The organism is Streptomyces chryseus (assembly GCF_014650755.1).
Classification (GTDB): domain Bacteria; phylum Actinomycetota; class Actinomycetes; order Streptomycetales; family Streptomycetaceae; genus Streptomyces; species Streptomyces chryseus.
Genome location: NZ_BMVO01000001.1, coordinates 581226 through 593975 on the forward strand (window position 1 = coordinate 581226; position 12750 = coordinate 593975).

The 12750-nt window shown below is 73.9% G+C and carries 13 protein-coding genes; 6 read left to right on the forward strand and 7 right to left on the reverse strand.

The genetic code is table 11. The features are described from left to right. Positions 1-11: 11 nt before the first annotated feature. Positions 12-3455 carry an AfsR/SARP family transcriptional regulator gene (locus tag IE185_RS02675; protein WP_189714514.1) on the reverse strand — a complete coding sequence of 1148 codons (3444 nt, stop codon included), beginning with the start codon at positions 3453-3455 and terminating at the stop codon, positions 12-14. Between the two features lie 4 nt (positions 3456-3459). Further along, positions 3460-3939 carry a DUF6578 domain-containing protein gene (locus IE185_RS02680; protein WP_138895748.1) on the reverse strand — a complete coding sequence of 160 codons (480 nt, stop codon included), beginning with the start codon at positions 3937-3939 and terminating at the stop codon, positions 3460-3462. A gap of 107 nt (positions 3940-4046) precedes the next feature. Here IE185_RS02680 and IE185_RS02685 point away from each other — a divergent pair, with 107 nt between their 5' ends. Then, on the forward strand, positions 4047-4838 hold the full coding sequence (locus IE185_RS02685; protein WP_138895747.1) for a site-2 protease family protein: 792 nt from the start codon (positions 4047-4049) through the stop codon (positions 4836-4838). Here the strand turns inward: IE185_RS02685 and IE185_RS02690 are convergent. Together IE185_RS02690 and npdG are read right to left on the reverse strand one after the other, a co-directional pair. Further along, complete coding sequence (locus tag IE185_RS02690; protein ID WP_138895756.1) at positions 4828-5016, reverse strand: hypothetical protein; 189 nt, start codon at positions 5014-5016, stop codon at positions 4828-4830. The genes IE185_RS02685 and IE185_RS02690 overlap by 11 nt on opposite strands. Positions 5017-5122: 106 nt before the next feature. Then, positions 5123-5845, reverse strand: a complete 723-nt coding sequence (npdG, locus tag IE185_RS02695; RefSeq protein WP_138899594.1) for an NADPH-dependent F420 reductase — start codon at positions 5843-5845, stop codon at positions 5123-5125. Positions 5846-5938: 93 nt separating this feature from the next. On the opposite strand from npdG, the gene IE185_RS02700 reads away from it, so the two are divergent. Together IE185_RS02700 and IE185_RS02705 are read left to right on the forward strand one after the other, a co-directional pair. Then, the gene (locus IE185_RS02700) at positions 5939-6541 is read left to right on the forward strand and encodes a hypothetical protein (RefSeq protein WP_138906570.1); all 603 of its coding nucleotides are present in this window, start codon (positions 5939-5941) and stop codon (positions 6539-6541) included. A gap of 116 nt (positions 6542-6657) precedes the next feature. Beyond that, positions 6658-7947: an MFS transporter gene (locus IE185_RS02705; protein ID WP_138898060.1), complete on the forward strand. Its 1290-nt coding sequence runs from the start codon at positions 6658-6660 to the stop codon at positions 7945-7947. A gap of 12 nt (positions 7948-7959) precedes the next feature. Here IE185_RS02705 and IE185_RS02710 read toward each other — a convergent pair whose 3' ends face one another. After that, a complete protein-coding gene (locus tag IE185_RS02710; protein ID WP_138898059.1) occupies positions 7960-8202 on the reverse strand; it encodes a hypothetical protein in 243 nt (80 codons plus the stop codon). Positions 8203-8260: 58 nt separating this feature from the next. On the opposite strand from IE185_RS02710, the gene map reads away from it, so the two are divergent. Together map and IE185_RS02720 are read left to right on the forward strand one after the other, a co-directional pair. After that, on the forward strand, positions 8261-9118 hold the full coding sequence (map, locus tag IE185_RS02715; protein ID WP_138898058.1) for a type I methionyl aminopeptidase: 858 nt from the start codon (positions 8261-8263) through the stop codon (positions 9116-9118). Between the two features lie 148 nt (positions 9119-9266). After that, positions 9267-9953: a biliverdin-producing heme oxygenase gene (locus IE185_RS02720; RefSeq protein WP_138898057.1), complete on the forward strand. Its 687-nt coding sequence runs from the start codon at positions 9267-9269 to the stop codon at positions 9951-9953. Here IE185_RS02720 and IE185_RS02725 read toward each other — a convergent pair. Then, positions 9943-10620 (reverse strand): PhzF family phenazine biosynthesis protein, encoded by a 678-nt coding sequence (locus IE185_RS02725; RefSeq protein WP_138898056.1) that lies wholly within the window; start codon positions 10618-10620, stop codon positions 9943-9945. The two genes, IE185_RS02720 and IE185_RS02725, sit on opposite strands and share 11 nt — an antisense overlap. A gap of 152 nt (positions 10621-10772) precedes the next feature. On the opposite strand from IE185_RS02725, the gene IE185_RS02730 reads away from it, so the two are divergent. Continuing rightward, on the forward strand, positions 10773-11795 hold the full coding sequence (locus tag IE185_RS02730; RefSeq protein WP_138898055.1) for an SCO2278 family lipoprotein: 1023 nt from the start codon (positions 10773-10775) through the stop codon (positions 11793-11795). 22 nt (positions 11796-11817) lie between these two features. Here the strand turns inward: IE185_RS02730 and IE185_RS02735 are convergent, their stop codons facing one another. Continuing rightward, positions 11818-12591 carry a bifunctional DNA primase/polymerase gene (locus IE185_RS02735; RefSeq protein ID WP_138906569.1) on the reverse strand — a complete coding sequence of 258 codons (774 nt, stop codon included), beginning with the start codon at positions 12589-12591 and terminating at the stop codon, positions 11818-11820. Positions 12592-12750: the final 159 nt, after the last annotated feature.

Sequence of the window (12750 nt, forward strand, 5' to 3'; positions counted from 1 at the left end):
CACCGGCCGCGTCAGCGGTCGACGAGGGCGGCGGCCTGCTCCAGCGTGAGGCCGCCGCCCTCGGCGTACGCCGCCTCGTACGCGGCGTCGCCCAGCTCGGCGCGGGCCGCCGCCTCGGCGTCCGCCGCCGACTCCCGCTCCTGCGTGGTGGCGAAGTGGCCGCGCGGCAGCAGCGCCCCGTAGCCGCCGAGCAGCCGGGCGGCGTCCCGGGCCAGGTCGGGGCCGCCCAGGCCCGCCAGAGCGCGGGCCGCCGTCATCAGGTGGACGGCGGGCATCTGCGGGGCGACCATCCGCGCCAGCGGCTCGCGGGCGCACTCCAGGGCGCGGCGGGCCCGGCTGAGCGCCTCGTCGTACCGGCCGTCGAGGTTGTCCATCCAGGCGAGGAGGCCGATGACGAAGCCCTCGAAGATGGCGAGGTTGGACCGGTTGAAGGAGCGGCGCATCGCGTCCAGGTGCTCCCGCCCCTCGTCGGTACGCCCGGTGCGGGCCAGCCACATCGCGAGGAACATGCGGGCGGGAGGCTCCGACTCATGGCCCTGCTCGACCTTGGCGAGGATGTCGCGCAGCATCGCCTCGGCCTCGTCGCCGTCGCCCGTCTCCACCAGTACGCCCGCGAGCCGGGCCCGCAGCAGCGACACCTGGGTCTGCGCGCCGAGCAGGTCCGCGTGGCCGATCGCCGCGCGGTAGTCGTCGGCCGCGAGGGCGAACTCGCCCTTGCGCTCGCGCGACTCGGCACGCGCGGCGAGGGCCTCGGCCTCGCCCCACACGTCGCCGAGCCGGGTGAAGATCTCCAGGCTCTCGTCGGCGTCGCGGCTCGCGTCGCCCGCCCACTCGCTGCGGTTGGCCAGCAGGTTGGCCCGCAGCTGGAGGGCCATGGCGAGCTCCCAGACGTAGCCGAACTCCCGGCAGGCTTCGACCGTCTTGTTGACCACCTCGTAGAGCTGCCCCGGGCTGCCGGTCAGCATGACCGCGAAGAACCAGAGCGTCCCCGGCACGCGGCACGTCTGCGGCAGGCCGGGGCGGTAGACCTCGACGACACTGCGCAGCCATGCCGTCGCCTCGTCGGTGGTCCACTGGTCGAGCTCGTGGTTCATGCTGGCCAGGTGGATGAGCCAGGCGCCCCGCCTGGCCTCCAGCAGCTGTTCGGGGGCCATGGGCGGCGGCGCGTCCGTGCACCGCTCGTGCAGGGCGGGAGCGGGGGTCGCCGGTGGGGCGAACGGATCGGGGCCGAGCTCGGCCGCGGCGCGGGACCAGTGGCGGGCGTCGGCCCGCAGGCCGCGGATCGTCCAGAACCAGGCGAGCGAGTGGACGAGGCAGAGCGCCTCGTGCTCGTCGCGGGCGGCGACGGCACGGCGCAGCGCGGTGCGCAGGTTCTCGTACTCGACCTCAAGGCGGCTGAAGCAGGCGAGCTGTTCGCGGCCGCGCAGCAGGGGTTCGGCGCGGCGGGCGAGCTCGCGGAAGTGGACGAGGTGGCGGCGCTCGGCGGCGGCCCGGTCGCCCGCCTCGTCGAGGCGTTCGGCGGCGTACTCGGCCACGGTCTCCAGGAGGCGGTAGCGCATGGTGCCGTCGCCCGACGGGGCCGCCACCACCAGCGACTTGTCGACCAGCGAGCCGAGCAGGTCCAGCGCGTCGGGGCCGGTCACCGCTTCGGCGGCGGCCAGGTCGCAGCCGCCGGCGAACACCGACAGGGCGCGCAGGGCCGCCCGCTCCCCCTCGTCCAGCAGGTCCCACGACCAGTCGACGACCGCCCGCAGCGTCTGCTGCCTCGGCAGCACGGTGCGGCTTCCGCCGGTCAGCAGCCGGAACCGGTCGTCGAGGCGGTCGGCGATCTGGCGCGGGGTGAGCATCCGCAGGCGGGCGGCGGCCAGTTCGATGGCGAGCGGCAGCCCGTCCAGGCGGCGGCAGATCTCGGTGGCGGCTTCCGGGTCGTCGTCGGGACGGAAGCCGGGCCTCGCGGCCGCGCCGCGTTCGGCGAGGAGGCGCAGGGCCATGGGGTCGGGCAGGGGTTCCACGGGCCGGACGACCTCGCCGGGCACGCCGAGCGGTTCCCGGCTGGTGGCCAGTACGGTCACACCGGGGCAGCGGGCCAGCAGTTCCTCGGTGAGGCGGGCGGCGGCGTCGATCACGTGCTCGCAGTTGTCGAGCAGGATCAGCATCCGGCGGCGTGCGCAGTGCTCCACGAGGCGTACGAGCGGATCGCCGCCGTGCCGGTCGGCGGCCCGCAGCTCCTCGGCCCCCGCACCGCGCAGCACGGTCTCGCGCGCGCCGAGCGCGACCAGGACGGCCTCGGGCACGGTGCCGGGGTCGTCGACAGGGGCGAGTTCCGCGAGCCACGTGCCGTCCCGCCAGGCCCCGTCGGCCGCTTCCGCCGCCTCCTGCGACAGCCGCGTCTTGCCGGCGCCGCCGGGCCCCAGCAGGGTGACGAGGCGGGCGCGGGAGAGGTCGGCGGTGATGGCCGCGATGTCGCTCTCGCGGCCCACGAACGACGTCAGGCGGGCGCGCAGATTCCCGTGCGGCAGAGGTCGTTCGGGCACGGGCACGGGCGTGCAGGGGGCGGCGTCGTCGGCCGTGTGCCGGTCGGTGCGGCGGTCCGCGTCGGGGTCGGTGGCGCGCCGGGGCCTCTCCTCGGGCGTCGGGCCTCCGGCCAGGTCGGCCGGTTCGCGGTCGCCGCGTTCGGCGCCCTGCGGGGAGCGCCCCGGCCCCTCCCGTGCCGGCCCCCCGGGGGGCGAGGCGGCGGACGGAGCCAGTAGTTCCGCGTGCAGGGCGCGCAGTTCCGGGGACGGGTCCGTGCCCAGGCGGGCCGCCAGGTCGCGGCGGAGTCCGTCGTACTCCGCCAGCGCCTGCGCCGTACGGCCCGTGTCGCGCAGGGCGCGCAACCGCAGGCTCTGCAGTTGTTCGTCGATCGGGTGGTCGTCGCACAGCGCGGCGAGCTCCGGCAGCGCCTCCTCCGGCCGGCCCAGGGCGAGCAGGGCCCCCAGGCGGGTGCGGCGGGCCGCGAGGCGGCGGGTCTGCCAGTGGGCGGCCCGCGCCGTACGGTCGGGGAGGCCCGCCAGGGCCGGGCCGTGCCACAGCTCCAGCGCCTCGCCGAGCAGCTCCGCCGCCTTGCCCGGATGGCCCGTGTCCAGGGCGCGCGTGCCTTCCCGTGCCAGGCGCTCGAAGCGGTACAGGTCCACCGCCTCCGGGTCGGCGCGGAGCCGGTAGCCCCCGTCGGCCGAAGCGATCGCGCCGTGCCCGAGGGCCCGGCGCAGGCGGCCGACCAGGGCCTGGAGCGCGCCGCTCGCGTCGGCGGGCGGCTCCCCGTCCCAGACCTCGTCGGTGAGGACGCCGGTGGTGACCGTGCGCCCCGGCCGCAGCGCGAGCGCCGTCAGCAGGGCGCGCAGGCGCGCTCCGCCGACGGCGACGGGCGTTCCGTCGTCGCGGAGTGCTTGGGTGGGGCCGAGGATGCGATAGCGCACGGATCTATTGTCCGGGACGTACGGACGCCGGCTCGCCGGGCGTCTCCAGCTCGACCAGGACGCCCGTCTCCTGGTGCAGGTGGCCGCGGCCGTCCCGGTCCGGCCGCGTCTCGTCCCTGAACCCCTTGGGGCACGTCACGACCGGCCGCAGCCACCGCTCCCCCGCCACCGGCTCGTACGCGCGCGACCCGGCGTGCGTCTCGGCGTACCCCTCGACGACGACCTGGATGGACCGGACCGTGCCGACGGTCGCGGGCACGTCGTGCGGTCCCGGCCCGTGCGTCTCGACGCAGAGGAGTCCGGCGACCGGCGCGCCGCCCGCCACCGGCGCCAGCTCGCTGAAGCTGTCCTGCCAGGTCGCCGGGGAGGTCAAGTCCTCCGGCCGGTGCAGCGACAGTTGCCACCGCACCTCGTCACCCACCGAGAACGGTTCGCCGCAGCATTCCATCTGCCAGCCGTCGTACATGATTCGCCAGAGCGCCATGCGTGCAGCTTCGCCGGAACCACCGGGGCCGCGCGAGACGTTTTCACAGTCCCGCCGGGTAGGTAGTCCAGTTGTCCGGCCTGCTCCCACCCCTCTGGAGACCGTTCATGACCACCGCCCCCACCCGTCGCGACCGGCGGATCAGTCCCGTCTTCCTCGGGATCGCCGCCGTCATGGCGGTCTCCGGCTGGGCGGTGTGGACGGAGTTCTCGGCGAGCACGGGTTTCGCCGTCTTCCTCTTCGTGACGTCCGCGTGGGTCGTCTCGCTGTGTCTGCACGAGTACGCGCACGCCCGCACCGCACTGCACGGCGGCGACATCTCCGTCGGCGCGCGGGGCTATCTGACCCTCAACCCCCTCAAGTACACCCACCCCTTGCTCAGCATCGTGCTGCCGGTGCTCTTCGTGGTCATGGGCGGCATCGGTCTGCCGGGCGGCGCGGTCTACATCGAGCGGGGCCGCGTCCGGGGCCGCTGGAGGCACAGCCTCATCTCGGCGGCGGGGCCGCTGACGAACGTGCTGTTCGCGGTCGTGTGCACCGCGCCGTTCTGGCTGAACGCGACGGACGGCGTTCCGGACCCGTTCCTGTACGCGCTCGGCTTCCTCGCGCTGCTCCAGGTCACGGCCGCGATCTTGAACTTCCTGCCGGTGCCCGGTCTGGACGGATACGGCGTGATCGAGCCCTGGCTCTCGTACAAGGTCCGCCGCCAGGTCGAGCCGCTCGCGCCGTTCGGGCTGCTGCTGGTCTTCGCCCTGCTGTGGATTCCCGAGGTCGGGGACGTCTTCTTCGACGCGGTCGACGCCGTGCTGCGGGGGCTCGGGGTCGACGACTGGCGGACGGGCCTGGAGTACTACCGGTTCTGGGACGGCGACCCGGACCCCGCGCGGGTCAGCCCGTGACGGAGGAGGTCCGCCGGCCGGTCCTGGCCCTGCACACGTAGTACCAGGCCATGTTCGACGCGACGCCCGCCAGCAGGATCCAGACGATGCCGAGCCAGCTGCCCTGGACGAAGGACACCACCGCGGCGGCCACGGCGAGGAGGCAGACGAGGAGGGCGTACAGAGCGAGGCGGGGCATGGGGGGCGGCTCCTGTCCGGGGGCGGAAAGCTTCCCGTCCAGTGTCCACCATGCCCCGACTTCAGCTGTACGCGGCTCCTGTACGCCGCCGTACCGGGGGCCGCCGCTACACGTCGGTGAGGCGCAGGCCCGCGTGCGCCTTGTAGCGGCGGTTCGCCGAGATCAGGTTGGCGACCAGGGACTCCACCTGGTGGGCGTTGCGCAGCCGTCCCGCGAACACGCCGCGCATGCCGGGGATGCGGGCGGCGAGGGCCTGCACGAGGTCGGTGTCGGCGCGGGTCTCGCCCAGCACCATCACATCGGTGTCGATCTCCTCGACCGTCTCGTCCTGCAGGAGCACGGCCGACAGGTGGTGGAACGCGGCGGTGACCCGCGAGTCCGGCAGCAGGGCGGCGGCCTGCTCGGCGGCGCTGCCCTCCTCCGGCTTCAGGGCGTACGCGCCCTTCTTGTCGAAGCCGAGCGGGTTCACGCAGTCGACGACGAGCTTGCCGCGCAGCTCCTCGCGCAGCGCTTCGAGGGTCTTGGCGTGGCCGTCCCACGGCACAGCGACGATCACGATGTCGCTGCGGCGCGCGCACTCCGCGTTGTCCGCGCCCTCCACGCCGTGGCCCAGCTCGTCGGCGGCGCTCCGCGCGCGCTCGGCGGCGCGGGAGCCGATGATCACCTTCTGGCCGGCCCTGGCCAGCCGGTAAGCGAGCCCGCGCCCCTGGTCGCCCGTCCCGCCGAGCACGCCGACGACGAGGCCGGAGATGTCGGGGAGGTCCCAGGGGTCCTTGGCTGCGGGCTTCTGTGCGCCGGTGCCGGCGCCGCTGCTGTCGGTCGAAGTCATGAACCGACCCTACTTGCAGGTAGCACGCTCGTACGGGTGAGGCGGAGGCATTCGTCCGCACCCGGGCGCCCGGGTGCGGAAGGATGCCGCCGCATGGATGCCGTGCGTGTCGCCCTGCTGCGTGAGGTCCTCGACGGGACGCAGTGGCTGCCGGCCGCCCGCCGGTTCGCCGGGGCGCTGCGGTCCTCCGTCGTGCCGCAGGGCGGGGGGCTGCTGCTGGTGGGGACCGAGGTGTACGAGCCGTGGCACCTGGCGGCGCACCTCGTCGACGAGGCGGCGTGGTCCGGGCTCCCGGAGCTGAACCCCACGCTCGTACGCCACCGGGTGGCGCCCGGGGAGCCGGCGCACCTGTCGGTGGGCCTCGGCCGGATCGAGGCGGCCGGCCGGGGCGAGACGCTGCTCGTCGTGGCGCCCCAGCGGCCGGGGGCGGGGCTCCTGGAGCGGGTGCACGACGCGCGGCGGGCCGGGGCGACCGTGCTGTCGCTGGACGGTGGTGACCGGGAGGTCCGGGGGCTGGCGCACGAGGCGCTGTCCGTGCCGGCCGGCGGGGAGGTGGATCTCGACACGGTGCAGCACCTGGTGAGCGCGGCGGCGGGCGAGAACAGCGTCCCGGCGCCGCGGGGGCGGCGTCGGCTGCGCGACCGCCTCGCCCACCTGGCTGCCCAGCTGACGGCCCCGCCGCCGGGCCGGTGGTAGGCGGGGCGGGCTGCCCACGGCTGCCGGGCGGCGGGGGCGCCACGCGGGCCGGGCAGCCGGCCCACGGCCCGTAAATCGGTTGTCCGGGCGGCCGGCGTCGCGGACCATGGTCGGTCGTGACTTCCAAGCTCGCGGCGATACTGCCGGACCTCGCTCCGTGGCGCGGCTCGCGCGACTTCCGCCTGCTGTTCGTGCAGGGGCTCGTCACCTACTTCGGCAGCTTCATGGCCATGATCGCGCTGCCGCTGCAGATCAAGCACCTCACCGGCTCCCCGCTCGCCGTCGGCGCGATGGGCGCCGTCGAGCTGGTGCCGCTGGTCGTGTTCGGGCTGTACGGCGGCGCGCTGGCCGACTCCGCCGACCGGCGCAAGGTCATCGCGCTGACCGAGGCCGGCCTCGGGGTGCTGGCCGTGCTGCTGCTCGTCAACGCGCTGCTGCCCCAGCCGCTGCTGTGGCCGCTGTACGTCGTCGCCGCCGGCGTCTCCGCGCTCGCCGGCCTCCAGCGCCCCGCACTGGACTCTCTGATGGCGCGCATCGTGCCGCACGACCAGCTCACCGCCGCCGCCGCGCTCAACTCGCTGCGCTGGCAGACCGGCGCCATCGCCGGCCCCGCGGTCGCGGGCGTGGTCGTGGCCTACGCCGGGCACGCGACGGCGTACGGCGTCACCGCCGTCGGGTTCGCGGTGTCCGTGGCGCTGTGCACGCGCCTCAACGCCGCACCGGCGTCCGAGAACGCCCCGAAGCCGTCCCTGCGGGGCATCGCGGAAGGCGCGCGCTACGCGTGGAGCCGGCCCGTGCTGCTGGGCACGTACGCCGTCGACATGGCCGCGATGTTCTTCGCTTTCCCCAACGCGGTCTTCCCGTTCCTCGCGGACGACCTCGACGCCGAATGGGCCCTCGGGCTGATGTACGCCGCCGGGTCCGTCGGGTCGGTCGTCGTCGGCCTGACCAGCGGCTGGGCCTCGCGCGTGCGGCGGCACGGGCAGCTCGTCGTGTACGGCGCGGCCGGCTGGGGGCTCGCGATCGCCGCCGCCGGGTGGTTCGGCAGTGTGTGGGCCGTGCTGGTGTGCCTGGCGTTCGCGGGCGCCGGCGACATGCTCAGCGGGCTCGGGCGGTCGACCATCTGGAACCAGACGATCCCCGAGGAGCTGCGCGGCCGGCTCGCGGGCATCGAGGTGCTGTCGTACAGCGTCGGTCCGCAGCTCGGTCAGGTGCGGGCCGGGGCTCTGGCGGGCTGGTCCGGGACCCGGCCGGCGATCTGGAGCGGCGGCCTGGCGTGCGTCGTCTCGGTCGGCCTGCTGGCCGCAGCGCTGCCGAAGCTCATGACGTACGACGCCGACACGGACGCGGACGCCCAGCGCCGCCGGGCCCGGCAGGGCGCGGCGGCGGCTGAACCGGTGGGGTGAGCCGGGGCCCGCTCAGGCGCCTTCCTCACCGGGCCGCGCGTCGTCCTTGCCCTTGTCGTGCCACTTCGGGTCCGTCTCCCATTCGAGGTTGCGCTCGGCCGCGGTCTCCATCGCGTGCTGCGCCTGCTGGCGGGTCGTGTAGGGGCCGAACCGGTCCTTGGCGGGGCACTCCGGTCCCTCTTCGACCTTCTTGTGTTCCAGGCAGTAGAACCATTCGCCCGGCTTTCCGGCGGTGCGCTTCTTGAACAGGGCCATCGTCGGCTCCTTCCTCTGTCGCCATGCTGCCCGATGGCGGCTGGATACACTCGCTTGCATGTCTGGCCAGTCGCTGCTCGTACCAGGGGAGCTCTCTCCCGCCCGTTCCGTTCCCGGCAACATCCGGCGTCCCGAGTACGTCGGGAAGCCGGCGCCGACGCCGTACACCGGCCCGGAGGTCCAGGATTCCGACACCATCGAGCGGATGCGCGTCGCGGGCCGCATCGCCGCGCAGGCGATGGAGGAGGCCGCCAAGCACATCGCGCCCGGTGTCACCACGGACGAGCTGGACCGCGTCGCCCACGACTTCATGATCGACCACGGCGCCTATCCCTCTACCCTCGGATACCGCGGTTACCCGAAGTCGCTGTGCAGCTCCGTCAACGAGGTCATCTGTCACGGCATTCCGGACTCCACGGTGCTGCGGGACGGCGACATCGTGAACCTCGACGTCACGGCGTACATCAACGGCGTGCACGGCGACAACAACGCGACGTACCTGTGCGGCGACGTCGACGAGGAGTCGCGGCTGCTCGTGGAGCGCACCCGCGAGTCGCTGGTCCGCGCCGTCAAGGCGGTCAAGCCGGGGCGCCAGATCAACGTCATCGGGCGGGTGATCGAGTCGTACGCCAAGCGCTTCGGTTACGGCGTGGTCCGGGACTTCACGGGGCACGGCATCAACTCGTCGTTCCACTCCGGTCTGATCATTCCGCACTACGACAGCCCGCACGCCACGACGGTGATGCAGCCCGGCATGACCTTCACCATCGAGCCGATGCTGACGCTCGGCACCCACGAGTACGACATGTGGGAGGACGGGTGGACGGTGGTGACCAAGGACCGCAGGCGGACCGCGCAGTTCGAGCACACGCTCGTGGTGACGGAGACCGGCGCGGACATCCTCACGCTGCCGTGAACAGGACGAGGGAGTAGCGTTTTACCGACAGGTCGTCGGGAACACATTGACTTAGGCAACCCTAAGCAGGAGGATCGGCGGTGGCGGCTGCGCGTGCTGCCATCGCACGGCCTTCCTTCCCGTCCCCCTCGGTCCCCGGAGGTCCGCCTTGGACGCAACCGCCACAGCCGCCGGCTCCACTGACGCCGCGACTCCCTTCTCGACGCTGATCCGGGTCGCCTCGCACGAGCAGCACACCGAGGCGGAGACCTCCACCTTCATGAGCGACCTGCTCGGCGGGAAACTCTCCGTCGACGCGTACGCGCGCTACACGGAGCAGCTGTGGTTCGTGTACCGGGCGCTGGAGGAAGCCGCCGGTGCGCTGGCGGACGATCCGGTCGCGGGCCCGTTCATCCGCCCGGAGCTGATGCGGACCGCCGAACTGGAGCGCGACCTCGCGCATCTGCGCGGCGCCGACTGGCGCGCGGCGGCCCGGCCGCTGCCGGCGACGGAGGCGTACGCCGCACGCATCACCGCGTGCGCGCGCGACTGGCCGGCCGGTTACGTGGCGCACCACTACACGCGCTACCTCGGCGACCTGTCGGGCGGCCAGATCATCCGCGACAAGGCGGAGCGGACCTGGGGCTTCGCGCGCAAGGGCGACGGAGTGCGCTTCTACGTCTTCGAGGACATCGCCAACCCGGCCGCCTTCAAGCGCGGTTACCGGGAGCTGCTGGACCGGGTGAACGCCGACGACCTGGAGAAGCAGCGCATCGTCGACGAGTGCAAGCGCGCGTTCGACTTCAACGGGGCCCTCTTCCGCGAGCTGGGCGCGGAGTTCCCGCTCAGCGCCTGAGCCCCGCGGCCGGTCCGCGGGCGTGCGACGCGAAGCGGACGCGGCCGCCGATCTCGATCGTGGCGTCGGGTCCCGGAGCCGTCAGGAGCTGGGAACCGGAGCCCTGCGTGATGTTCAGGGCCCGGCCCAGTTCCGCGGTGAGCAGGAGCGCGGCGCCCCCGGTCGCCTCGTCCTCCGTGCCGTCGTCGCGGCGCGGGAACGCGCGGGCGCGCACCCGGCCCGCCGCCTCGTCCTCCCAGGCCCACGCGTACAGCGGGCCCTCTCCGGGCGGGGGCGCGGGCAGCGCGTCGACCTCGGCCGCGGACGCGTACCGCCGCAGGCGGCGCGGCGGGGCCCACTCGGCGTGCGCGGTGATCCACGTGAACTCGCCGTCGTGGCGCGCCCACACCTCGCCGACGGGCGGGTTGACCACTTCCAGGTCGAGCAGCCAGGCGGCGCCGACCAGCGGGTGCCCGGCGAAGGGGAGGAGCCGGCCGGGCGCGTGGATGTCGACGACGCCGCGCTCGGGGTCGTCGACGAACACGGTCTCGCTGAAGCCCAGTTCGGCGACGAGGGCCTGGCGTGACGCCTCGTCGGGGTACGCCCGCCCGTCGCGCACGACGCCGAGGGCGTTGCCGTGGCGTCCGTCCGGGCCGCAGAAGACGTGCAGTACGTCGAGTTCGTTCACCCCGGCATTGAAGCACCCGGATCCGGGCCCCCGGCGGGCCCGGCCTCGCCAGGTCACGGTGTGGCCGCTGTACCCGATCCCCACGCCCGTGCTTTTCCCGTCCCCGGTAGGGTTCCGGAAGTCGGTGGGGACGAAGACACAGAAGGCAGCGCATGAGCAGGAGCACGCTGAGGCGGCTGGTAACGGGTCTCGCGACGGCGACGGCGCTGTCGTTGACGGCGAGCGGGTGCGTGACGGTGCACGGCGAGCTGGAAGTCGTGCCGGCGGCGACCGAGTCCGAGGCCGCGCGGGCCCTGAAGGACTTCACCGCGGCGTACAACAAGGCGGACAAGGCGTACGACCCGGCCCTCGACGCGGGCCGGGTCACCGGCGCGCTCGGCGCGATCAACCAGGCGGGCCTGAAGGCGCGCCAGACGCAGAGCCCGGACGGCAATCCGCGGCACGATCCGCTGGAGCTGACCGACGCCAAGTTCGCCATCCCCAAGAAGGCGGGCTGGCCGCGGTGGTTCGTCGCGGACACCGACAGCAACCGCGACAAGGACACCGGGCGGCTCGACACCCGCTGGATGCTGGTGTTCGTACGCGGCGGGGCCGACCAGCTGTGGGAGGTCTCGCACCTGTCGGTACTCACGCCGAACGAGGTGCCCACGTTCAAGAAGGACGCGGACGGCTGGGCCGAGCCGGTGGCGCCGGACGCGCCTTCGCTCGTGGTGCCGCCGAAGGATCTGAGCGTGCGGTACGCGTCGTACCTGCAGGACGGCAAGCCGGAGAACTTCGCGCCGGGGCCGCACACCTCCGCCGTGCGTCAGGCGCGCGAGAAGTCGGCGCGGCAGCTCGGGCGCACGGTCCAGTACCGCGACCAGCAGCTGGACACCGGGACGTTCGCGCCGCTGGGGCTGGTCACGGCGGACGGCGGGGCGACGGTGTTCTTCGCGACCCGCCAGTTCGAGCAGCAGACCGTGGCCCAGGGGGTGCGGCTGGATCTCAACGCCGACGTACGGGCGCTGATGACCGGCACCGCGAGGACCAAGCTCACCAAGGAGCGGGTCTCCAGCCAGGTCGCGCAGGTGCCGGCGAAGGACGCGGCGGGCGGGTCGGCCGGCGCGGGCAAGGGCGCTCCGCAGGTGACCGTGCTCGCCCGCATTCAGGGGCTCACGGCCGCCCAGGGGTCGTGAGCCGCTCCCCCGCCCCGGCGGGTCAGCGGCCCAGCGGCCAGGCCACCGCGTGGTGGTCGTCCGGGTCGTCCTCGCCGACGTACCGCGCGCAGGCGTCGGTCAGCGTCTCCAGGAGGGTCAGCGGGTCGGGCAGCGGGTGTTCGAGGCCGCGCACCCAGCCGACCCCGTGGTCGCCGGGAAGCCGGGCCGGCGGTACGAGGACGTAGCTGCCCCGGCAGTGCCAGCGCAGCCCCGGATGCTCGTCCATGGTCTCGGGGTGGCAGTCCAGCTCGCACGGCCACCACTCGTCCTCGTCGTCCGGGGTGCCGCGGGTGGCGGTGAAGAAGAGCAGGCGCGCGTCGTCGCCGTTGCTGGCGCCGAACTCGGCCACCGGGCCGACGTCGACCCCGGCTTCGAGCAGCCGCTCCAGCGCGTTGCGGCCTGCTTCGAGCGGTACGTCGAGTACGTCGTGGACCATGCCGGTGGCGGTGATGAAGTTCGCCTGCGGCTGGCCCTCGGCCCAGCGTTTGATCTGCGCGGCGTCGGTGGTCGACTGGGTCTGCCAGGCGAAGGACACGGGGTGCCGGGCGGGGGTGGGGCATCCGACGCGTTCGCACGAACATCGGTATCCGGCGGGATGCGCGGCGGGGGCGAGCGGCAGCCCCGCGGCGGCGGCGGCCAGGAGCAGGGCCTCGCGGTCCTCGGCCAGGTCGTCGGCGTCGGTGGCCTTCGGGCGGCGGCGCAGCCACTGGGGAAGTCTGCTTTCCACTGTCTGCCTGCTCTCTGTGCCGCGATAGCGGCCGAAATCGGCGCCCATTCAACCCCTCACCTCAGCGTTGTGCTGTCCATGCTGCCACCATCCTGCGCTTCGGGTGGCCGCAGTCCCCATCCGGGGTACGCGGGTGGATACCACAGCGGTGGCGCGATTGGCGCCTTTGCCCCGATAAGTGGCCTCACGGTGAACATCCGGCGAACT

Excerpts from the sequence above, each read along its gene's own strand:
- IE185_RS02700 (WP_138906570.1), top strand. The coding sequence starts at position 5,939 with ATGGATGCCGTGCGTGTCGCCCTGCTGCGTGAGGTCCTCGACGGGACG.
- map (WP_138898058.1), top strand. The coding sequence starts at position 8,261 with ATGTCTGGCCAGTCGCTGCTCGTACCAGGGGAGCTCTCTCCCGCCCGT.
- npdG (WP_138899594.1), bottom strand. The coding sequence starts at position 5,845 with ATGACTTCGACCGACAGCAGCGGCGCCGGCACCGGCGCACAGAAGCCC.
- IE185_RS02710 (WP_138898059.1), bottom strand. The coding sequence starts at position 8,202 with ATGGCCCTGTTCAAGAAGCGCACCGCCGGAAAGCCGGGCGAATGGTTC.
- IE185_RS02730 (WP_138898055.1), top strand. The coding sequence starts at position 10,773 with ATGAGCAGGAGCACGCTGAGGCGGCTGGTAACGGGTCTCGCGACGGCG.
- IE185_RS02680 (WP_138895748.1), bottom strand. The coding sequence starts at position 3,939 with ATGGCGCTCTGGCGAATCATGTACGACGGCTGGCAGATGGAATGCTGC.
- IE185_RS02690 (WP_138895756.1), bottom strand. The coding sequence starts at position 5,016 with ATGCCCCGCCTCGCTCTGTACGCCCTCCTCGTCTGCCTCCTCGCCGTG.
- IE185_RS02685 (WP_138895747.1), top strand. The coding sequence starts at position 4,047 with ATGACCACCGCCCCCACCCGTCGCGACCGGCGGATCAGTCCCGTCTTC.
- IE185_RS02735 (WP_138906569.1), bottom strand. The coding sequence starts at position 12,591 with ATGGGCGCCGATTTCGGCCGCTATCGCGGCACAGAGAGCAGGCAGACA.